General features: G+C 64.0%; 18 protein-coding genes. 6 read left to right on the top strand and 12 right to left on the bottom strand.

All coding sequences use genetic code 11. The annotated features are described in order from the left end of the window. Positions 1 to 2: 2 nt before the first annotated feature. From L630_RS0115060 to L630_RS0115050, 3 genes are read left to right on the top strand one after another with little or no spacing between them, the layout of a single operon-like run. Positions 3 to 1100 (top strand): ABC transporter ATP-binding protein, encoded by a 1098-nt coding sequence (locus tag L630_RS0115060; RefSeq protein ID WP_024849075.1) that lies wholly within the window; start codon positions 3 to 5, stop codon positions 1098 to 1100. After that, on the top strand, positions 1093 to 2088 hold the full coding sequence (locus L630_RS0115055; RefSeq protein ID WP_024849074.1) for an ABC transporter ATP-binding protein: 996 nt from the start codon (positions 1093 to 1095) through the stop codon (positions 2086 to 2088). The genes L630_RS0115060 and L630_RS0115055 overlap by 8 nt, the downstream gene beginning before the upstream one ends. A gap of 9 nt (positions 2089 to 2097) precedes the next feature. Further along, entirely contained in the window at positions 2098 to 3735 is a 1638-nt protein-coding gene (locus tag L630_RS0115050; protein WP_024849073.1) for a dihydroxyacetone kinase subunit DhaK, read from the top strand. A 138-nt stretch (positions 3736 to 3873) separates the two neighbouring features. Here L630_RS0115050 and L630_RS0115045 read toward each other — a convergent pair whose 3' ends face one another. The 8 genes from L630_RS0115045 to L630_RS0115010 form a co-directional block, all read right to left on the bottom strand. Then, positions 3874 to 5490, bottom strand: coding sequence for an MFS transporter (locus L630_RS0115045; protein ID WP_024849072.1), 1617 nt, complete (start codon positions 5488 to 5490; stop codon positions 3874 to 3876). 57 nt (positions 5491 to 5547) lie between these two features. Further along, entirely contained in the window at positions 5548 to 6546 is a 999-nt protein-coding gene (glsA, locus tag L630_RS0115040; protein WP_024849071.1) for a glutaminase A, read from the bottom strand. 80 nt (positions 6547 to 6626) lie between these two features. Further along, the gene (locus L630_RS0115035) at positions 6627 to 7649 is read right to left on the bottom strand and encodes an AI-2E family transporter (RefSeq protein ID WP_034330499.1); all 1023 of its coding nucleotides are present in this window, start codon (positions 7647 to 7649) and stop codon (positions 6627 to 6629) included. 59 nt (positions 7650 to 7708) lie between these two features. Further along, positions 7709 to 8257 (bottom strand): DUF308 domain-containing protein, encoded by a 549-nt coding sequence (locus tag L630_RS0115030; protein ID WP_051473290.1) that lies wholly within the window; start codon positions 8255 to 8257, stop codon positions 7709 to 7711. Between the two features lie 289 nt (positions 8258 to 8546). Beyond that, the gene (locus tag L630_RS0115025; RefSeq protein ID WP_024849068.1) at positions 8547 to 9581 is read right to left on the bottom strand and encodes an extracellular solute-binding protein; all 1035 of its coding nucleotides are present in this window, start codon (positions 9579 to 9581) and stop codon (positions 8547 to 8549) included. 29 nt (positions 9582 to 9610) lie between these two features. Then, entirely contained in the window at positions 9611 to 10420 is an 810-nt protein-coding gene (locus tag L630_RS0115020; RefSeq protein WP_024849067.1) for an ABC transporter permease, read from the bottom strand. Next, complete coding sequence (locus L630_RS0115015) at positions 10413 to 11336, bottom strand: ABC transporter permease (protein ID WP_024849066.1); 924 nt, start codon at positions 11334 to 11336, stop codon at positions 10413 to 10415. The genes L630_RS0115020 and L630_RS0115015 overlap by 8 nt, the downstream gene beginning before the upstream one ends. 3 nt (positions 11337 to 11339) lie before the next feature. Further along, positions 11340 to 12440, bottom strand: coding sequence for an ABC transporter ATP-binding protein (locus L630_RS0115010; protein WP_024849065.1), 1101 nt, complete (start codon positions 12438 to 12440; stop codon positions 11340 to 11342). 262 nt (positions 12441 to 12702) lie between these two features. Here L630_RS0115010 and L630_RS0115005 point away from each other — a divergent pair, with 262 nt between their 5' ends. Beyond that, a complete protein-coding gene (locus L630_RS0115005) occupies positions 12703 to 13734 on the top strand; it encodes a histone deacetylase family protein (RefSeq protein ID WP_024849064.1) in 1032 nt (343 codons plus the stop codon). 124 nt (positions 13735 to 13858) lie between these two features. Here L630_RS0115005 and L630_RS0115000 read toward each other — a convergent pair whose 3' ends face one another. The 4 genes from L630_RS0115000 to L630_RS0114985 form a co-directional block, all read right to left on the bottom strand. Continuing rightward, positions 13859 to 14659, bottom strand: a complete 801-nt coding sequence (locus L630_RS0115000) for an inositol monophosphatase family protein (RefSeq protein WP_024849063.1) — start codon at positions 14657 to 14659, stop codon at positions 13859 to 13861. A gap of 44 nt (positions 14660 to 14703) precedes the next feature. Then, positions 14704 to 15762, bottom strand: a complete 1059-nt coding sequence (locus L630_RS0114995; RefSeq protein WP_024849062.1) for an ABC transporter ATP-binding protein — start codon at positions 15760 to 15762, stop codon at positions 14704 to 14706. Next, positions 15759 to 17990 carry an iron ABC transporter permease gene (locus tag L630_RS0114990; protein ID WP_024849061.1) on the bottom strand — a complete coding sequence of 744 codons (2232 nt, stop codon included), beginning with the start codon at positions 17988 to 17990 and terminating at the stop codon, positions 15759 to 15761. Before L630_RS0114990 ends, L630_RS0114995 begins: the two co-directional genes overlap by 4 nt. Positions 17991 to 18068: 78 nt before the next feature. Then, on the bottom strand, positions 18069 to 19097 hold the full coding sequence (locus tag L630_RS0114985) for an ABC transporter substrate-binding protein (protein ID WP_024849060.1): 1029 nt from the start codon (positions 19095 to 19097) through the stop codon (positions 18069 to 18071). A gap of 252 nt (positions 19098 to 19349) precedes the next feature. Here L630_RS0114985 and L630_RS0114980 point away from each other — a divergent pair, with 252 nt between their 5' ends. Continuing rightward, entirely contained in the window at positions 19350 to 20747 is a 1398-nt protein-coding gene (locus L630_RS0114980) for an NAD(P)/FAD-dependent oxidoreductase (protein WP_024849059.1), read from the top strand. Then, positions 20744 to 21712 (top strand): UDP-glucuronic acid decarboxylase family protein, encoded by a 969-nt coding sequence (locus L630_RS0114975; protein WP_024849058.1) that lies wholly within the window; start codon positions 20744 to 20746, stop codon positions 21710 to 21712. The genes L630_RS0114980 and L630_RS0114975 overlap by 4 nt, the downstream gene beginning before the upstream one ends. Positions 21713 to 21715: the final 3 nt, after the last annotated feature.

Below are 21715 nucleotides of genomic sequence, written 5' to 3'. Positions count from 1 at the left end.
GCATGGCTTCGATCGTCATCAGAAACCTGCGTAAGTCCTTCGGTGAGTTCGTTGCCGTGGAAGACTCAACCTTCACCGTCGAGGACGGCGAGTTCTTCATGCTGCTCGGCCCCTCCGGCTGCGGCAAGACCACGACGCTGCGGATGATCGCGGGGCTTGAGCTGCCAAGCTCCGGGCAGATCCTGCTCGATGGCAAGGATGTCGCGCAGGTGCCAGCTTCCGGCCGCGACATTGCCTTCGTCTTCCAGATGTTCGCGCTCTACCCACACATGAATGTGCGGCGGAACATTTCCTACCCGCTCATCAGCCAGGGAATGCCGCGCTCCGAAGTGCGCCGGCGCGTCGATGAGGTCGCGCGCATCCTCGGCATCGAGCACATCCTCGACAAGCATGTGGGCGGCTTGTCCTCGGGCGACCGCCAGCGCGTCGCCCTCGGCCGTGCAATCGTGCGCAGCCCCAAAGCGTTCCTGATGGACGAGCCGCTTGGCGCGCTCGACGCCGAGTTCCGCGAGCGAATGGCAGAGGAGCTGCGCGCGCTGCACGACCGCATGGGTGCAACCACAGTCTATGTTACCCATGACCAGCTGGAAGCCATGCAGATGGGCGACAAGATCGTGGTGATGAACCACGGCGTCGTCGAGCAGTTCGGGGTGCCGCAGGACATCTACGACTGGCCGGCCACCAAATTCGTCGCCAACTTCATCGGCTCACCGCCGATGAACTTCCTCGGCTTCGAAGGCGTGATCGGGCCCGGAAGCAATATGGTCGAGCTTGATGGCTACAGGATAGCCGTGCCCGCCTCACGCGAAGGCCGCCGCGGCCGGCTGACCCTCGGCGTCCGGCCCGAACATATCCGCCTTGCCGATGCCTCCCCGTATCGCGGGGAGGTGCGGGCGGTTGAATATCTCGGCACCACCCAGATCGTCACCATCGCGACACTGAACGGCGAGGTAAAGGCGCGAACCTCCTCCGCAAACAAGGTGAACTCCGGCGACATCGTCGGGCTCGAGTTCGATCCGCGCACGCTGACCGTCTTTGATGATGCCAGCGGTCGCGCGCTTTTGTCGGAGGCAAACGCGGGAGTGCTCGGCCATGGCTGAAGTGGTGCTCGACCGGATCAGGAAAACATTTGGTTCCACCGTCGCGCTGGACGACGTGTCGATGACCATTCCCGACGGTTCGTTCGTCGTGCTGCTCGGTCCTACAGGCGCTGGCAAGACAACGACGCTGCGGGTCATCTCTGGCCTCGAAAGGGCCGACGCCGGCGACGTTTATATCGGCGGCCGGCTGATGAACGAGCTGACGCCAGCCGAGCGCAATGTAGCGATGGTGTTCCAGCAATATTCGCTCTACCCGCATCTCACCGTTCGGCAAAACCTCGAATTCCCGCTGAAGTCGCCGCTGTTGCGCACGCCGCGCGAGGAAATCGACCGCAAGGTCGAGGCGGTGGCGAAGGTGCTGCAGATCTCGCACAAGCTCGACAACAAGGCGACCGCGCTTTCCGGCGGCGAGATGCAGCGCGTCTCGATCGGTCGGGCGCTGGTGCGCAGCCCCGCCATCTATCTGATGGACGAGCCGCTCAGCTCGCTCGATGCGAAACTGCGCGCCGACCTGCGCGTGGAACTCAAGAGCATTCAGGCGGATTTCGGCGCGACCCTGCTCTACGTCACCCACGACCAGATCGAGGCGATGACCATGGCGACCCATGTCGGCGTCCTCGATCATGGCCGGCTGGTGCAGTTCAGCTCGCCGCGCGAGATCTACGAGGATCCGGTCAGCATCTACGCCGCCAGCCGCCTCGGCCAGCCGCGCATCAACATCCTGCCCGCCGACATCTTTGGCTCGGCACCCCCGAATGCCAGGTCCATGGGTCTGAGGCCGGAGCAGATCACGCAGGGGAGCGGCGAGGAGAGCACCGTGATCCGCGTCGAGCATCTCGGCGACCAGACGCGTCTGCACCTTGCCTTCAGGAACCACACCATCATCACCGTGACCAACACGCACACCGAGCTCAGCGCCGGCAGCACCGTCAGGATTGAACCGCACAACCCGTTCTTCTTCGACGCCGACGGCCAGAGGATCCGCTAGGAGAGACGCATGGCCCAGTTCATCAACGCAAGGGAGAGCATTGTCACCGAGGCCGTCGAAGGCCTGGTCGCGGCTTCGGGCGGCAAGCTGGCACGACTCGACGGGTTTCCTCACATCCGCGTGGTCGTGCGCAACGACTGGGACAAATCGAAGGTGGCGCTCATTTCCGGTGGCGGCTCGGGCCACGAACCGGCCCATGCCGGCTTCGTCGGGGAGGGGATGCTGACGGCGGCGGTGTGCGGGGATGTCTTTGCTTCGCCAACGGTTGATGCCGTTCTTGCAGGCATCCTTGCCGTCACTGGTCCGGCCGGATGCCTCGTCATCGTCAAGAATTACACCGGAGACCGGCTGAACTTCGGCCTTGCCGCTGAGCGCGCACGCCAGTTCGGCCTCAATGTCGATATGGTGATCGTTGACGACGACGTGGCGCTTCCCGACCTGCCGCAGGCGCGCGGCATTGCCGGCACCCTGTTCGTGCACAAGATCGCAGGCGCCTTGGCCGAGAATGGCGCTGACCTGCAGACGGTCGCGGCCGCGGCGCGGCAGGCAGCCTCCCGCGCCAAAACGATCGGCCTCTCGCTCAGCACCTGCACCATCCCGGGCTCGCCTAAGGAGGACCGCATCCCCGCCGGCATGGCCGAGCTCGGTCTCGGCATCCATGGCGAAGCGGGCACCGAGCAAGTTGCCTTCGCCGATGCGCGTGGGGCAGTTGCGGCTATGGTCGAGCGCCTCTCCGCGAAGATGGAGGACAGGCCGCATGTCGTCCTCATCAACAATCTCGGCGGTACCTCGGTGCTCGAGATGTCGATCATCCTCAACGAGATCCGCAATTCGGCGATTGGGCCGCGCATCCACCACGTGATCGGGCCCGCGGCGATGATGACTTCCCTCGACATGCACGGCTTTTCGATCTCGATCTACCCGGCTGACGATGGCGAGATTGCGCTCCTCAAGCAGCACACGCCGCTCGTCGCCTGGCCGCGGGTTTCGCGGCTTGGTTCCGTGGCGGTACAGGCGCTGCCGGACGGGCTTACCCCTGTGGTGCCGATCCCGTCGAACCATGGGCCGACACAGGAGTTTCTGACCACCTGCTGCGAGGTGCTCATTGCCGCCGAGGCCGACCTCAACGCGCTCGACGCTAAGACAGGAGACGGGGATACGGGCAGCACACTCGCGGGCGCAGCGCGCTCGCTGATCGGCGCAATGCACCGACTGCCGCTTGCCGACCACACGCAGCTCTACCGCGCGATCGGGCTGGAGCTCAGCCAGACGATGGGCGGATCGTCGGGCGTGCTGCTTGCGATCTTCTTTGCAGCCACCGGGGACGCGGCCTCCAGCGGCCTGCCGATGCGAGAAGCCTTGAATGCGGGCCTCCGGCGCATGCAGGAAATCGGCGGCGCGCAGCCGGGTGACCGGACGATGGTCGATGCGCTAGCTCCCGCCCTTGAGGCCTTGCCACAAGGCCTCGCCGCTGCCGCGAAGGCTGCGCGCGAAGGGGCCGACCGCACCGCGAGCATGAGCAAGGCGAACGCCGGTCGCGCGGCCTATCTCAGCGCCCGTCAGCTCATCGGACATCCGGACCCTGGCGCCGAAGCCGTCGCTCGCCTTTTCGAGCATCTCGCTACATGGCTCAAGCAGGCCGCGTAGAAGTGCCGGGATCGTGTACATCCTGATGGTGGGCGGCCCCGAGTTCGACTGCATGCAGGGTGACGCATCGTTGCTGCTCAGCGGCTGCGATGCGTGGACCGTGGGCGATGAACCCGCTGCCGGAGTATCATGCGTTCCTTACGGCTCCGGAATCTCTCCGGGTCGGTAGGCAGGCAGGCGGCCGGCGGGGAGGATCGCGACGAAGGCAAGGCCCGCCATGATCAACAAGCCGATCTTGAGCGCGAGAAGCCGCGATTCCGTATTGATCCGGAGCGCCTCGGCCTTCTGCTCGGGCGTCGCATCCGTCGCCTCTATCGCCGCCGCCAGCTGGTCGTTGCTGACGAAGGTGATGCTGTCGAGGTTGACCTGGGACGTGATCTCGATCGGTAGCGTCGGGTTCTGCGCAAGCTGGCGCATCACCGCCGAGCTCAACAGGCCAACCAGCAGCGCGCCGGCGACCGCCGTGCCGACTGCGGCGGCGAGATTGTTGGTCGTGCCGCGCAGAGAGCCGACATCGCCTGCAAGTTCTTTCGGCGATGCCGTCACCAGCACGTTGAAGACCAGTGTCACCAGGGAACCCTGGCCGATGCCGAAGACGATCAGTCCGAGGAGGACCGGCACCTCGCTCCAGTCGTTGCGCACGACGAAGGCGAGCCACAGCAGCGCCACCGCGCAGAGGATGAAGCCAATGCGGCCGATCTGCCGCGGCGTAAGCAGCGTGTAGAAGCGCACGATCAGCATCGCGGCGAAGAAGACCGTCAGGTTGAAGGGCAACATCGCCACCGCCGTTGCGAGCGGCGACCGGCCCTGCACGATCTGGATGTAGAGCGGGACGGAGAAGTTGAGTGCAGCTTCAAGCGCTACCACGGTGAACATGGCGTAGACCGCCGCGCGCTCCTGTGGCGAATCCAGCACGGCGAGCGGCAGAAGCGGCGTCAGGCCCGCCCTCTCTCGCCGTCGCGACCAGAGGAAGAAGGCCTGGCCTACGACGATGCCGACGACGATCATCACTGGGGCGGGCGACAGGCCAAGCAGCGAGAAGGGCGCATTCGGACCGGCCAGCAGGAGGCCCCAGCCGTTCAGATTGTTGAAGCCGAACGAGATCAGGATGATGGCGCAGGCGGCAAGAATGACGCCAACGAAATCGATCTTCACGTCGGGCCGCCCTGCATCTGGCTTGAGGCGGAAGCTCAGGAACAGCACCAGCGCCGAAACCGCGACGAGGATGCCAAACACCGGCCGCCAGCCGATATAAGTGCCAAGGATGCCGCCGATCAGGAAGGCCAGTACGCCGGCGCCGGCACGTGCGGAGCCAAGTGTGCCGAGCGCGGTTGCCTGTTGCTGGCCACGGTAGTTTTCGGCGATCAGCGCCACCAGCGCCGGGACGATAACGGCCGCGGCCGCGCCGCACAGCGCCTGCGCGGTGATCATCGAGGCGGCGTTCGGGCTCAGCGTCATCAACACTTGCGACAGCCCAAAGACGATGACGGCGATGCGGAACACCCGTAGCGCGCCAAAGCGCTGCACCAGCTTGGCGCCGAGCATGACAAAGCCCGCGACGATCATGGAATAGGCGACGATGCCTGTGGCGATCGTCGTGGGCGGAACGCCAAAGCTCTCAACCATGCCGCCGAGCGCAACGGGCAGCGAGGCGACGTTGAAGGACATGATCGCCTGGCCGAAGGCAATGGCGATCATCGGAACCCAGGAGTCCTGCACTTCGGCATGTGATGCCGATACGGACGCGGCTGCCATGGTCTGTCTCCGCGTGAGGTGCGCAGGCAACCCGCCCGGTTGCGCGGCGCGTGCCCGTCAGTCTGCTGGCGACAACAGGAGGTCGAGGCCGAGCCTTTGGGACAGGAACTGCGTTGCCAGCTGGCCCCTGACACTGTTGCCAGCCTCGTCGAGCGGCGGGGAGAAGGTCGCAAGGCCTCCCTTGCCAGGCGAAATGGTGACGATGCCGCCGCCGATACCGCTCTTGCCCGGCAATCCAACCTCGTAGAGCCAGTCGCCGGAGGTCTCGTAGAGGCCGGAGGTGAGCATTATCGCGAGCGCGTAGTGGCAGGTCTGGGGCTTCACCACCTGCTCGCGTGTTAAGGGGTTGAAGCCGCCATGCGCCAGTGTCGCGCCCATCACAGCAAGGTCGCGCGCGCTGACATTGAGCGAGCACTGGCGGGTGTAGAGCTCGACCGCTTCCATCGGCTCGCAATAGATGCGGCCGACGCTTTCCAGCATCCAGGCCAGGCTGCGGTTGCGGAAGTTGGTAGCCGAGGCCGAGACATAGACATCGTCGTTGAGGGTGAGCCGCCTGCCGGCAAAGCGCGACAGCCCCTCGATGAGGAAGCGCCACTTCTCCTCGACATTGGCTCCCGGCACGCAGCTCGTCGCTGCGATGGCGCCGGCATTGACCATCGGGTTCGTGCGCCCGTCGGCCATGCGTTCGACGCCGGTGACAGAATTGAACGCATAGCCGGTGGCGTTCGTGCCGATGCGTTCCCGCACGCCGGTCGGGCCGATGAGATCGCAGACCAGCGCGAAGACGAACGGCTTCGACACGCTCATGATCGTGAAGAGGTATTCGGCGTCGCCAACGGAATAGAGGCGCCCGTCAGTGCCGGCAACGCATATGCCGAAGAGTCTCGGATTGACGTGGGCAAGTGCCGGATAGACCTGTGACACATGCCCCTGGTCCAGCGCCCCGAAGCGTTCGTGCGCCTCTCTGACCAGCTGTGCGACCTGACTTTCCGGCGGTAGCGTTCCTGTCGAAATGTAGGACTGCGACGGATCGAGAAAGTCGTCGGGGAGATGCATTGACCCCTCCTCCCCCCGCCTGCCACCGGTGCTGCCCCGCGGTGACGGGTCATCATAGCATGGATATTTTCTGGTACCTATCAGGTCCATTCCCTGCGCGGCGGCGCTCCAAGAAGCTCCGCCAGCCAGCGTGACGACGGGTCCTGCGCGCAAAAGGCGACGACTGCGATGGTGATCGGCACGCCGATGAAGGCGCCGAAGATGCCCCACAGGAACGCCCAGAGGAAAACCGAGAACAGGACTACGACCGGCGAGAGCGCGAGTGCGTTACCAGAGACGCGCGGCTCGAAATAGCTGCCGATCACCGACTGGACGAGGTTGAGGCCTACGAACAACCAGATCACAGACTGCCAGGTCTCCAGCTGCACCATGGCGAAGACGGTTGGGAACAGGGTGGCGAGAAAGGGACCGAGGAAGGGGATGTAGTTGAGCGCGAAAGCGATGACCCCCCACTCGACCGCAAAGCCGAGCCCCATGAAGCGGACGAAGCCGAAGACAATTAACCCGGTGATCACGCTCATCAGGGTGCGCACCAGCATGTAGCGGCGCAGCTTGAAGGCGGTCTCCCGGCTGCCACCAACGAGGATTGTGCCGAGGCGCTGGTTGTCGAGCGCGCGGGCACGGCGCGTGAACTCATCAACCTCCATCAGCCCGAGGATCACGTAAACGAAGACAATCAACCAGAAGGTCGCCATCGAGTTGAGGCGGCCGGAAACATTCTGAAGCGTGCGCAGAACCTGGCTGACGCTGAAATAGTCGGACCAGATGCCAGCAAGCGTGATGCCGCGTGCCTCCAGCCACGCCATCGCTTCCGTGTAGAGCATCTGGAAGCGAGGGGCCTCTGCGATCAGCCAGCGGATCACGCGGCCGAACGCCCAGACGACGATCGTGCCGAAGGCGCCGAACACGGCGAGGATCAACAGGATGCAGATGATGAGGGCGACTGCCCGCGGGATCGACCGCTCGAGCCGCGCCTGCAGCGGCCAGACAAGGGCGATGATCAGCAGCGCGCAGGCAAGCGGCGCAAAGACGGTGGCGGCGAACCATAGCGCCGCGACAGTAAGGATCACCGCAATCAGCACGAGCGCAAGGCTGCGCGACAGCGCGGTCGGCGCGGCCGTTCTATTCCTGGCGCTCTGCGGTTGGGCCGGGCGCCGCAGCGTCAGGCAGCCTTTCGCGCCAGCCGCGCGATCGTCCAGAGGGAAAAGCCTTCCATCAGGAGCTCGATCGAGACGAAGGTGCCGATCACCCAGCCCCACGACTGCAGCCACTGCGTCATGCCTTCGGGTGTCGCCAGCACCGCTTGGTCAGGCGGAATGACCGCGCGGTAGACGAGGACGCCGAGCAGGATCGAAATAATGCCGGAGAGGAGCACTGCGAGCCAGACACCGCTTTCACCGCGTAGCTGGAAGGCGAGGATGATGCGCAGCACTCCTGTCGCCACCAGCGAGATGGCGAGGAACAGCGTCAGCCAGAAGGCCGCCGCAAGCGGCATGGTGACGAGCAGGATGCCGGTTCCGAGGTAGATGATGCCCATCAGGGCGTGCCAGAAAACGCCCTTCCATTCACGCTGGCGGAAGGCGTCGATGATCTCGGCGATGCCGCCGGCAGCGGCCAGCACGCCGAACCAGAACACCGCAACCGCCGTCATCCAGTAGCTGGCGATGAGGCCGATGCAGCCGAGAATGATGAAGAAAATTGCGAGGGCCATAAGCCACCCCGCGCTCAGGCCCTGACCAGCCAGCCTCGCGCTGGATGATCCTACGGAAAGGTTCGTCATGGCGAACTCCCTCTGAACGGAGAGGCAAGTCTACCACGCTTGCGGGTGAAATACACTGGTGGGCTATGGTGGCCGCCTCAGGCCTCCGGATTTGGCGCGCCGCAGGGGCATTGCAGCAAAACGCTGTATCTCTTCATTAAGAAAGAGGCCGCTTGGGGCGGCCTCCGGATAGGATGCGGTAACGGGCGGTCGGCCAGCTCCCAACGCTGGCAAAAAACGCTTACTTCTGAACGTCCGTCCAGATGCGGGTGTAGAGCTGCTGTACCTCTGGCGAGCAAGAGAGGAGGAACTCGCCAGCAGCTTCAAATTCGGCCGGAACGACGAGCTCAGGTGCGTCCTTCATGTCATCCGGCATGAACTGTTCCGATCCCTTGATGCCGTTCGCGTACTTCGCAAAGGCCGAGATCATCGCCGCATTTTCCGGCTCCATGATGAAGTTCATGAACAGCTTGGCATTGTCGACGTTCTTCGCGTCCTTCAGGATCGCGACGCTGTCCATGAAGTAGGGGAAGCCTTCCTTCGGGTAGCCGAACTTGATGTCCGGGTTCTTGATGCGCGAGCGCATGATGGCGCCGTTCCAGTAGAACACCGCGGCATAGTCGCCGGCCGGCAGCTTCTCAGTGACGCTGTAGTCCATAGCCAGCCACTTGGGCTTTGCCTCGACGAGCTTGTCGCGCACCTTCTTCAGCAGTTCCTTGTCGTCCGTGCACCAGTCGCCGCCGAAGTACTTGATTGCCGAGAACAGCACGTCGTTCATTTCCGGCGCGACGTTGATCTTGCCGACCAGTTCCGCGGGCGGGTCGAGGAAGATCGCCGACGTGTTGATGTCACCGCCATAGACCTTGGTGTTCACGCCGGTGCCAGACAGGCCCCACTGCCACGGCACCGTGTAATGGCGGCCCTCATCCCACGGCACGTTGACCCAGCGTTCGTCGACGTTCTTGAAGTTTTCCATCTGGTCGGGCCGCGCTTCAAGCAGCAGGCCTTCCGCAACGAAGATCGGGACGTAGTTGGCCGACGGGACGACGATGTCGAAGCCATGGCCGCCGGCGCGCACCTTGGCGAGCGCGGTGTCGTTCGAGTCGTAGTCGGTGATGGTAACCTTGACCTTGTAGGTTTCCTCGAACTTCTTGATCAGTTCGGGGCTGGTGTAGTCGCCCCAGTTGTAGATGTTGAGCTCGCCTTCCGCCGATGCGGTGCCCGCAAGGGCAAACACCGTAACCGCCGCAGCGGCGGTCGTTGTCTTCCACTTCATTGCCGTTCTCCCATTGTTGGCAAGGCTGGTCATGGCCTCCGCCGATTGACGAAATAGAACACGGTGACGAGCACGACAGACAGCGCGAGGAACACCGTGGCGATGGCATTGATTTCGGGGCTCGTCTCGCGCCGCAGCTGGCCGAGCATGTAGGTCGGCAGCGTGTCCTGGCCGCCGGACTTGACGAACTCGGTGATGACGACGTCGTCGAGCGAGATGACGAAGGCGAGCATGAAGCCGGCGATGATCGCGGGCCGCAGCAGTGGCAGCGTCACGCGCCAGAAGGCGCGCCAGGGCGTCGCGTAAAGATCGGCCGCAGCGCGTTCCAGAGTGAGGTCCATGCTCTCAAGGCGCGCGCGGATCGGCAGATACGCAAACGGGATGCAGAAGGCGGTGTGGGCAAGGATCAGGTAGCCCATGCCGGTGTAGCCGGTCCAAACCTTGATGCGCGAGAAGACGATCAGCAGCGCGACGCCGGTGACGATCTCCGGCACCATCAGCGGCTGGTTGATGAAGGCGTATTTGAAGGTAAGCCCTGGATAGTTCGGCGTGCGCGTCGTCGCTAGTGCCGCCATCGTGGCGGCGATCGTTGCCAGCGTCGCTGCCCAGGTTGCGAGGAGCAGCGAGCGGATCGAAGCATCCTGCACTGCCTGGTTGTTCCAGGCCGAGATGAACCAGCGCAGCGACAGCCCGTCCCAGCGCGACAGCGAGTCGGCCGCGTTGAAGGAATAGGCAACGAGGGCTGCGATCGGCAGGTAGAGCGCAAAGAAGGTAAACAGCGCGATCAGGCCAAAGCCTGGCTGCCGGCGGATGTCATAGGCGCGCTGACGTCTAGCCATGGCTTGCCCCCGAACGCGAGACGTTTCGGACGTAGAACAGGAGCGCGACCATCACCAGCGCCATCAGTGTGATCGAGATCGCCGCCCCCAGCGGCCAGTTGCGACCGGCACCAAACTGCAGCTCGATCAGGTTGCCGAGCATCATGCTCTTGCCTCCGCCCAGCACTCGCGGAATGACGTAGGCGCCGAGCGAAGGGATGAAGACGAGAATTGAGCCGGCAACGATGCCGGGTTTGACCAGCGGAATGACGATCCGGCGCAGCACCTGCCAGCGAGAGGCGTAGAGGTCGTAGCCCGCCTCGATCAGCCGGAAGTCGAGTTTCTCGATACTGGCATAGAGCGGCAGCACCATCAGCGGCAGGTAGACGTAGGTCATGCCGAGCAGGATGGCGAGGTCGGTGTTCATGATCTGCCACGGCCGCTCGATGATGCCGAGCGAGATCAGCGCCGTGTTGATGAGACCCTCGTTGCGGATCACCTGCTGCATCGCGAAGGTGCGGATGAGAAGGTTGGTCCAGAAGGGAATGGTGACGAGGAAGACCCAGACCTCGCGGGTTGTCGCCGGGCGCGTGGCGATGAAGTAGGCGGTGGGAAAGCCAAACAGCAGCGTGAGCACCGTCGTGTAGAGCGACAGGCTGATCGAGCGCCACAGGATGGACAGGTGCGCGTCGGCAAGGCCCAGCGTATCGTCGAAGATGTCGCGCTGGAACAGGACCGAGACCCAGCCCTCCAGCGAAAAGACGCCGAACTTCACGTCGCCATAGTCCGCCTTCTCCATGAAGGAGTAGGCGAGCATGACGAACAACGGTCCGATCGCCGCGACGAAGATGATGATGAGCCCTGGCGCTGACAGCAGCCAGCGGTCGCGCCGGTCCCTGGCTTCGGCGGCGCGGGCGGTCTCGGCTGCGGTGGCCATCGGTCATCTCCTGAGAAGCTGCGCGGCATCCGCGCTGATCGCAACGCCCGCGCGCTGGCCAGCCGCAAGCCCCTGCGCCGCGTCGGGGCTGTTCTGCCTCCGCACGACGAACAGCGTCCCGTCGTCGATCCGCAGGTGGAAATGCGTGTCGGTGCCGAGATAGACGACGTTCTCGACTGTGCCATGGAGCGAGGCCCCGTCGCCTTCCGGCACGATGCGCGCATGCTCGGGGCGGACAACGATGGTCGCGCGCCCTGACGGCGAATGGCCCTCTGGCACCGCAGCGGAAATCTCGGCGCCAGAGGACAGGCGCACCGTTGCGCGGCAATTTTCGACGCTTACCACTTCTGCCTCGAGGAAATTGCTCTCGCCGATGAAGTCGGCGACGAAGCGCTCGGCCGGGCGGTCATAGATGTCACGCGGCGAGCCAACCTGCAGGATCTTGCCCGCCGTCATGACCGCGATGCGATCGGACATCGTCAGCGCTTCCTCCTGGTCGTGCGTGACGAAGATGAAGGTGATGCCGGTCTCGTGCTGCAGGCGTTTCAGCTCGATCTGCATGCCCTTGCGCAGCTTGTAGTCGAGCGCCGAGAGCGGCTCGTCAAGCAGCAGCACCTTCGGCTGCGGGGCAAGGGCGCGCGCCAGCGCCACGCGCTGCTGCTGGCCGCCCGAGATCTGACTGGTGCGGCGGTTGGCCAGGTTCTCCATGCGCACCAACGCCAGCATTTCGGCGACGCGCGCCTTGATCTCGTCCTTTGGCCTGCCCAGCATTTCGAGGCCGAAGGCGATGTTTTCCGCCACCGTCATGTGCGGGAACAGCGCGTAGGACTGGAAAACCGTGTTGACCGGCCGCTTGTGTGGCGGGAGGCCAGCAATGTCCTTGCCGTACAGCAGGATCTCGCCTTCGGACGGGTATTCGAACCCGGCAATCAGGCGAAGTAGTGTGGTCTTGCCGCAGCCGGACGGCCCCAGCAACGTGAAGAATTCATTTTCTCTAATGGACACCGAAACCGTGTCCAGCGCCGTGACGGCGTATTCTCCAGCACCGAAAACCTTCCGCACACTGCGGACGTCGATGGCATTGCTCCCCGGCTGATCCGGCACGCGTTACCCCATTATTTTCAGGAGCCCGTTCTTGTGACGGGTTTTGTTCCCCACCGGAATGTCATCACAGGCGAGAGTGCTTGGCAACCGTATGTACGCAAACAAAGGCGGATTTTTTTGCACTGCACATCTGGCGGGCAATCTTGCCTCGCCAGGTCTCCCGCAACTGGCCGGACCAGACGGTGTCGGCCGGTTGGCACAGCGCTTGCCAGACGCCTGCAGGCGCGCTTAGCTTCGCCTGACTCTTGGGGAGAGGAATTGCATGAAGACAATCTATTCGCCGCTGCACGCCGGTCATGGCGGAACGATGGAGCTGGTGGCCGGCGCGCTGGTGCCGGGCTTTGAGAAGCCGTCCCGCGCGGAATACATCCGTCAGCGGGTCGAGGACGTGAAGCTCGGCCCGATCCTCGGACCCGAGGCGCATGACCTTGCGGCTGCAAAGCGCATCCATCGCGCCGACTACATCGATTTCCTCCCGACGGTTTATCCGGCTTGGGAAGCGTCCGGCCGCTCGGGATCTGCGCTGCCCTTCACCTGGCCGACCCGCGGCCTGCGCGGAGACGTGGTGCCGGAAACCATCGAGGCAAAGCTCGGCTATTATTCGTTCGATGCCGGCGCGCCATTCGTGAAGGGAACGTGGGAGGCGATCAAGTCCTCCCATGAGGTGGCGATGACGGCCGCGCGCCTCGTCAAGGACGGCGAGCCGGCCGCATTCGCTCTTTGCCGTCCGCCCGGGCACCATGCGGGCGACGCCTTCATGGGTGGCTACTGCTACATCAATAACGCCGCCGTCGTGGCGCAGTGGTTCCGCGACCAGGGAGCGGCGCGTGTCTCGATCCTCGACGTCGACTACCACCACGGCAACGGCACCCAGCAGATGTTCTACAGCCGCGGCGACGTCCAGGTGCTCAACCTGCATGGCGACCCGATGAACGAGTATCCGTTCTTCCTCGGCCATGCCGACGAGAAGGGCGAGGGTGAGGGCGAAGGCTTCAACCTCAACTACCCGATGCCGGCTGGTACCAGTTTCGAGGTCTGGAGCGACGCACTCGACAATGCCTGCCGCAAGCTTGCCGACTTCGCGCCCGACGTCGTGGTTGTCTCGCTGGGCGTCGACACCTTCGAGAAGGACCCGATCAGCCAGTTCAAGCTGAAGAGCAGCGACTATCCGCTGATCGGCCGCCGCATTGCAAAGCTTGGCCTGCCGACGCTGTTCGTCATGGAAGGCGGTTATGCGGTCGAGGAGATCGGCATCAACGCCGTCGGCGTGCTGACCGGCTTTGAGGACAAGTAGCGATCAATCTCAAGGCTGAGGGGCCGCTCCGTCCCGGTTTTTGCGCGCACGCCCCCGCCTGCGGCTCGCCGATTTCGTGCAGATCGGCGAGGGGGTGATCCGGCTGACATATCTTCCGGGGTAACTAGTGCCCGGCTATTGCCCGGAGGTCATCGATCGCACCGGGAGCTGCCGCCAGCACCGGGGCACCCTTGGTGAAGGATTCGCCTTCGACCGGGAAGGGGAGGAACCAGCCGCCCGCTTCGCGCACGAGGCAATAGCCGGCAAGGCAGTCCCAGGCATGCATGTAGGGCTCGTAGTAGCCGACGAGACGGCCTGCGGCGACATAGGCGAGCATCAGCGCGCCGGAGCCGTTGCGGATGAAGGTGCCGCCCGCGCCAAGCAGGTCCTCGACTACCTTTGCTACGACCTGCGGCGCAACATAGTGGTTGGCGCCGATGCCCGTGACCGCGTTGCGGATCGTCCGGGTGGCGTCGAGCGAGAGCGGCGTGCCGTTCATCGACGCGCCGCGGCCAAGCGCTGCCGAAAAGAGCTCGTCCTGGCATGGCGCATAGATGACGCCGACCACCGGCTCGCCGCGATGGAGAAGCGCGATCGAGACGCACCAGGTCGGCATGCCGTTGACGAACGGGCTGGTGCCGTCGATCGGGTCGATCACCCAGGTAAAGCCGGAAGTCGCATCGGCGAGGCCATATTCCTCGCCAAGGATGCCGTCGCCCGGAAAGCGCTCGCCGATCTTCTCGCGGATCAGCGTCTCGACATTGCGGTCGGCAATCGAGACGACGTCCTGCGGGTCGCGCTTCATCTCGATGACGAGGGTGCTGCGGCGGTTGAAATAGTCGAAGGCCAGCCGTCCGGCTTCGCGCGCTACGGCTTCGGCAAATCTCTGCCTGTCCTCATAGGAGGCGAGGTCTTCGGTGCTCATGCAAATCCTCGGGTCTGGCGGGTCTTCGTTGGGGGCAAGAATTCTCAGCTTGTTATGATCGCAATTCCGCGATTGCGAAAGGCGATTGCTACCGGAGTCGTCGCGGGCAGCATGCGCTCGACGGCAGGATCGATGACGAACAGCCGGCCGGCGTCGGTTTCGACCTCGTATTCGACATGGTCGCCGAGATAGGCGGAGTGGGTGACGACGCCGCCGAACGGCGCTTTGTCGGCAGGCTCGAGTACGATCGCATTAGGCCGCACGGCGAGCTTGGCCGCTCCCGGCTGCGAGACGTTGCGGCGCGGCACGCGATGGGTGAGCGCGCCCAGCCGGATCATCGCCTGGTCGTCCTCGAAGCCGACGACATCGCAGGGCATGACGTTCGCCTCGCCCATGAAGTCGGCGATGAAGGAGGATGCTGGCGCTTCATAGAGCTCGCGCGGCGCACCCTCTTGCGCAATGCGCCCGTCCTTCATGACGATGATGCGGTCGGAGACGGCGAGCGCCTCGTCCTGGTCATGGGTGACGTAGACGGCGGTGAAGCCGAGCCGCTGTTGCAGGTCGCGGATCTCGGTGCGCACCCGCCGGCGGAGGCGCGCGTCGAGATTGGAGAGCGGCTCGTCGAGGAGCAGCACCTGCGGCTCGAGCACGAGCGCGCGGGCGACCGCGACGCGCTGCTGCTGGCCGCCCGAGAGTTCGGATGGCAGGCGATCGCCAAGGCCGGCGAGGCCCACGAGCCGCAGCCCTTCCTCGGCCTTTTCGACCGCTTCCTTCGGCTTGAGCCCAGATGAAGCGAGGCCGTAGGCAACGTTCTGCGCCGCAGTCATATGCGGAAACAGCGCATAGGACTGGAACACCATAGACACGTCGCGCTCGTTAGCGGGCAGTTTCGTAACGTCCTTGCCGCCGATCAGGATGCGGCCGGAGGTTGGGTGCTCGAGGCCCGCGAGCATGCGCAGCGTCGTCGTCTTGCCGCATCCGGAGGGGCCTAGCAGCGTAACCAGTGTGCCCGGCTCAATCGTCAGCGACAGGTCGTGGATGGCCGTGAACGAGCCAAAGACCTTGCGGACATTCTGGAAGACGACCGATCCTGTCGAACTCATGCGGCTTTCTCCTCGGGAACGGGTACGGGCAGCACGGCGCCTGCCTGTTCGGGACGGCGGCGCAGGCGTCGCTCGCCGACCAGCAGCTGGAAGCACGCGATGATGAGGATCATCACCACGATTAACGCAGAGGAATAGGCGATGGCCACACCGTATTCGCCGTTCTCGACGAGGCCGACGATATAGGAGGTCGCCATGTTGTATTCGGCGCTGACGAGGAAGATCACCGCGCTGATCGAGGTAATGGCGCGGACGAAGGAATAGACCAGCGCGGCAGTGATGGCTGGGCGCAGGAGCGGCAGGATCACCTTGCGGATGGTGCGGAAGCTGTTGGCGCGCAGCGTCAGCGAGGCCTCGTCGAGGCTCTGGTCGAGCTGCTTCATGGCCGCCACGCCGCCGCGCACGCCGACCGGCATGTTGCGGAAGACGAAGCAGGCGATCAGGATCGCCGCCGTGCCGGTCATCTCCAGCGGCGGCAGGTTGAAGGCCATGATGTAGCTGATGCCGATGACGGTGCCGGGAATGGCGAAGCTCATCATCAGTGCGAACTCGAACAGTTCGCGCCCTGCAAAGCGCTGGCGCACGATCAGATAGGCGGTGAGCAGGCCGACGGCGGCAGTAAGCGGTGCCGAGGCGAGCGCGATCTTCATCGTCGTCCAGAACGAGTTCCAGGCGACGCCAGTCCAGACGATGCCGTTGTCGGTGAAGGCGATGGAAAAGGCGCGGATGTAGTGCTCAAGGGTAAAGCTGTTGTCGAGGCCCCAGGTCTTCATGAAGCCGCCGGCGACGATCATACCGTAGACGACGAGGGTGAAGATCGCCCAGGGAATCACCAGCGCATGCACGCCGATGTTGATCGAGCGGGGGAGGGCGGCATGGTTGCCGCTGTCGCCCTTGCTGGTGACGGTGGCGAAGTTCTTGCGCCCGAGCCAGAGGCGCTGGGCAAGAAAGGCCGAGAGCGTGAAGCAGAGCAGCACAATCGCCAGCACCGCGGCGCGCGAAGGGTCGTTTTGCGAACCGACGACGGCGAAGAAGATTTCGGTCGAAAGCACGCCGTGGCTGCCGCCCAGCACCAGCGGGTTGCCGAAATCAGCCATGCTTTCGATGAAGCCGATCAGGAAGGCGTTAGCGAGGCCGGGCTTCATCAGCGGGAGTGAGACGTGCCAGAAGGTACGCCAGCGGTTGGCGCGCAACGTCTGCGAGGCTTCTTCCATCGATGGGCTGACGCCCTCGACGACGCCGATCAGCACGAGGAACGAAATGGGCGTGAAGGACAGCACCTGCGCGATCCAGATGCCGGTCAGCCCGTAGAGCCAGCGGCCCGGCTCGATGCCGAAGAGGTTCGACAGGGTGAGCGTAACGACGCCGGCGCGGCCGAACAGCAGGATCAGCGCAAGGCCTATGACGAAAGGCGGGGTGATGATCGGAAGGATCGTGAGAAGCCGCAGCCCCTTCTTGAAGCGGAAGCCGGTTCGGGTCGCGACCAGCGCAAAAGCGAGGCCGAGGATGGTCGAGCCCAACGCGGTGATGATCGCGAGGAAGAAGGTGCGCCAGGCAATGCCGCAACGCCCGGCGTCGATGACGCAGTTGAGGCTCCAGATCGACGGGTCGACAATGTTGCGCAGGAAGCCGTCCGGCTTGAACGAGCCGTCGAAGTCCTGGAACGCGCCGATGAACATGCTGATCAGCGGGTAGAATACGAAAACCGAGACCAGCAGCACCAGCAGGCTGATGGCGCCGACGACGAAGGTGTCGCCCTTGAGCGCACCGCGCTCGGCCATGCCGAACGAGAAGATCAGCGTGAAGATGATGGACAGGGTGATGGCGCCGGCGCCCATCGCGGGCTGGCCCGTTGAAAGCGGGCCCAGGGTGTTTTCAGAGATCATCCAGGTCCAGCCGGCAAAGCCAATGGCAAGTCCCTGCAGCGCGAGGAAGCCTAGTCCAAGCCCGCCGATCAGCGCAAGCCAGGAGCCGCGCCGTTCTGACTGAGGAGACGCAACGCGGATGAGGATGGCGACGGCAAACAGGGCAATCGCGACCCAAAGCCACCAGCGGCCGTGCATGGTGGCCTGCAGCAGGCCCGGCGCCTCGTTCGAGCCGCGGGGGAAGTTGCCGAGCCACGAAAAGCCGAAGAAGCCGCCTCGCTCGATCCTGTACCAGGGCAGGAGCAGCAGCGCGATAATGCCGGCCGCAAAACACCAGTCCAATCGGCGATTGCTCTTTCCCATCAGATCCCTGCCGCACGGTTCAAGTCATGGGGGAGAAAGGAGCCGGAGGCTCCGGCTGCCTCTGCCCTGACCGTTCGGTCAGTTCGCGCTTGCGCCGATTTCACGGTCCCAGCGCTCGAGCAATGACTTGCGCTTTTCCGGATCGCCGTAGGTGACGAAGTCGTAGTCGATCAGCTTGATGTCCTCGAAGCGCGGGGCCTCCTTCGGAACCTCGGCGTTCTTGTTGGACGGCAGCTGGAAGGACTTTGCCTCCCTCATCAGCGACTGCGTTTCCGGCTTCAACGCCCAGTCGTACCACTTCTTGGCGTTGTCCATGTTGCGCGCGCCCTTGATGATCGACATCGAGCCGATCTCGTAGCCGGTGCCTTCACAAGGCGCGACTGACTTGACCGGGAAGCCTTCCACCGTCTGCGCAACCGCGTCATGCAGGAAGACGATGCCGAGCGCGGTCTCGCCGCGCCCGGCTGCCTTCACGGGCGCCGAGCCCGACTTGGTGTACTGCGAGATGTTCTCGTTCAGCTTCTTCAGATAGTCGAAGGCCGGGTCCTCGCCCATGATCTGAACGAGCGAGGCGAGCGCCGTGTAGGCGGTGCCCGACGAGTTCGGGTTCGCCATCTGGATCTCGCCCTTAAGTTCGGGCGCGAGCAGATCGGCCCAGCAGGCCGGTTCCTTGATGTTCTTCTTGCCGAGGATCTCGGTGTTGTAGCCCCAACCAAGGGCACCGGCATAGACGCCGATGGTCTTGTAGCCAGCGCTCTCGGCCTGCTTCACCGCCCAGTCATGCAGCTCGGAGAGCATGGGCGACTTGTACTCGACGGTCAGGTCCTCGGACGCCGCCTGCAGGTGTGGATCGCCGGTGCCGCCCCACCAGATGTCGGTCTTCGGGTTGCGCGCCTCGGCGCGCACCTTCGCATAGGTTTCGCCCGACGACAGGCGCACCATGTTGACCGAGATGCCGGTCTCCTTCTGGAAGGTTTCCTGCAGCAATTCGCAGATTACCACGTCGGCAGAGCAGATCAGGTTGAGGTCGCCTTCAGCCCTGGCGCTGAACGAGAAAATTGATGCGCCTGCGGCAAGGCAAGCCGCGACGACTTTGACTCGAGTCATGAGCGTTCTCCTCCGGTGTCAGACGCCTCCACGTCTGCCGCTTCTTTTATAAGCGTACGGAAATGCTGCAGGATATTTATGCCACTGTCAAACGTCGTCTTGACAGTGTGAGGCCCCTGCGAACGCGCTTCAGCTGGCGCAACGTCCGTCGCGGGGAACCATCTGCGGCCTCGGCGCTTCCGTCATCACAAGGCGTAGCCTGGCGACGCGCAAGCGCGGCTGGATCGTATTCCCACGAAAGCGGTAGGGGCGATGAACGAAGGCAAAGTCAGCATTCTTTCGAACGACCTGACCTGCGTCGTTATCGTGGGCGCGGGCTTTGGCGGGCTGGAGGCGGCGAAGCATCTGGGACGCGCCGGCGTGCGCGTGGTGCTGATAGACCGCAACAACCACCACCTGTTCCAGCCGCTGCTTTATCAGGTCGCAACCGCGGCGCTGTCGGCGCCGGATGTTGCTGAACCGGTGCGCAAGATCCTGCGCAACTACCCCTCAGTCCAGGTGGTCTATGCCGAAGTCACGGGCATCGACAAGGACGCTCGCCGGGTTCATCTCGCAGACGGGCGCTCTGTCTCCTATTCGCATCTTATCCTGGCGAGCGGCAGCATTCCCTTCTACTTCGGCAATGACGCCTGGGCTGAGCATGCGCCGGGCCTCAAGACGATCGAGGACGCCCGGCTGATCCGCTCCCGGCTGCTCTTGTCGTTTGAGCGCGCCGAGCAGACGGCGGATCCAGACGAACGGCGCCGGCTGATGACCTTCGTCGTCATTGGCGGCGGGCCGACCGGCGTGGAGATGGCGGGATCAATTGCGGAGCTGTCGCGCTATACGCTGGCCGACGATTTCCGAAAGATCTCTCCGAAGGAGGCCCGGATTGTGCTAGCGGAAGGCGGGCCGAGGCTGCTCGCTGCTTTCGATCCGTCGCTGTCGGAATACGCGCTGGAGCGGCTGCTGCGGCTCGGAGTCAATGTGCGCACCAACACGCGCGTCCAGCATATCGCGGCCGATCACGTGGTGCTGGGCGACGAGGTGCTGCCCTGCGGCCTCGCGCTGTGGGCGGCGGGGGTTGGCTCCTCACCGCTAGGCAAGCTGCTCGACGTCCCGCTCGACCGGGGCGGGCGCGTCATCGTGCGGCCGGACCTCACCATCGATGGGCATCCGGAGATCTTTGTCCTGGGCGATCTCGCTCATCTCGAGGACGAGAACGGCCAGCCACTTCCAGGACTCGCGCAGGTCGCCAAGCAGCAGGGCGCGCATCTGGGAAAGCACCTGCCGGGGTATCTTGCAGATGGCGAGCAGATTCCGCCATTCCGCTATAACAGCCGCGGCAACACCGCGATCATCGGTCGTCACGCCGCCGTCTTCGAGCGTGGCAAGCTCAAGTTGCGCGGCTGGTTCGCGTGGCTGCTATGGGCTATCGTCCACGTATACCTGCTGGTCGGCTTCCAGCACCGCCTGTCCGTCTCGATGAGCTGGCTGTGGCGGTACCTGACCTACGATCGTGGCGCGCGGATGATCTATCCCGAACCCGGCGGAACGCAGCATGAGAAGCCGCAGATCAAAGCGCCCGGCGTTGAAAGGGAACAATCCGGGCAGGACATGATTGGGCGGCAGGAACATCATGTCGAACGCCAGCTCCGGGAAAATCCATGACTTTTGCAGATCAGCGCCCACGAACGGTGCTTCTTGCCGGCGGCGCCGGATTTCTGGGCTCGCATTTCTGTGAGACGCTGCTCGCGCAGGGAGACCGCATCATCTGCGTCGACAGTTTTCTCACCGGCTCGCGCAACAACATAATCAGCTTCGCCAACCACCCTCGCTTCCGGCTGATCCGGCACGATATCTGTAACGAACTCGAGGTCGACGAGCCGCTCGACGAGGTGGTCAATCTCGCCTGCGCCGCCTCACCACCCCGGTATCAGGCCGATCCTGTGCACACGCTGATGACAAGCGTTGTCGGAACGCACAATCTGCTGAAACTCGCTGAGAAACACCGGGCCCGTTTCCTGCAGGCATCGACCAGCGAGATCTATGGTGATCCGGCCGTTCATCCGCAGACAGAAGACTATCTCGGCAACGTCAACTGCACCGGCCCGCGCGCCTGCTATGACGAGGGCAAGCGCGCTGCTGAGGCCCTGTGCTTTGACTTTCTCCGGCTTCGCCGCGCCGATGTGCGTGTCGTGCGCATCTTCAACACCTACGGGCCGCGCATGCAGCCAGACGACGGACGCATCGTCTCGAACCTCGTCAACCAGGCGCTGAACGGGGAGCCGCTGACGATTTATGGCGATGGTGAGCAGACCCGCTCGTTCTGCTTCGTTTCCGACCTGATCGACGGCATGATCCGGCTGCTCAGGGTCGAGCCCAACCCGCGCGCGCCCGTCAATCTCGGCAATCCCGGCGAGTTCACCATCAATCAGCTTGCCGAACTGGTGACACAACTCACCGGCCGCTCCGTCCCGGTCTTACACAAGCCGCTGCCGCAGGACGATCCGCGCATGCGCAGGCCGGACATCAGCCAGGCGAGGACCCTGCTCGGCTGGAAACCGCGCGTGCCGCTGGAAGAAGGTTTGCCGCAAACGATCGAATGGTTTCGTCAAGCGAGCAAGGTTGCCTGAGCA

Origin of the sequence: Aminobacter sp. J41 (assembly GCF_000526635.1) — a bacterium.
GTDB lineage: Bacteria > Pseudomonadota > Alphaproteobacteria > Rhizobiales > Rhizobiaceae > Aerobium.
Note: the sequence above shows the minus strand (reverse complement) of the source record. Positions and strands in the feature narration are given on the sequence as shown.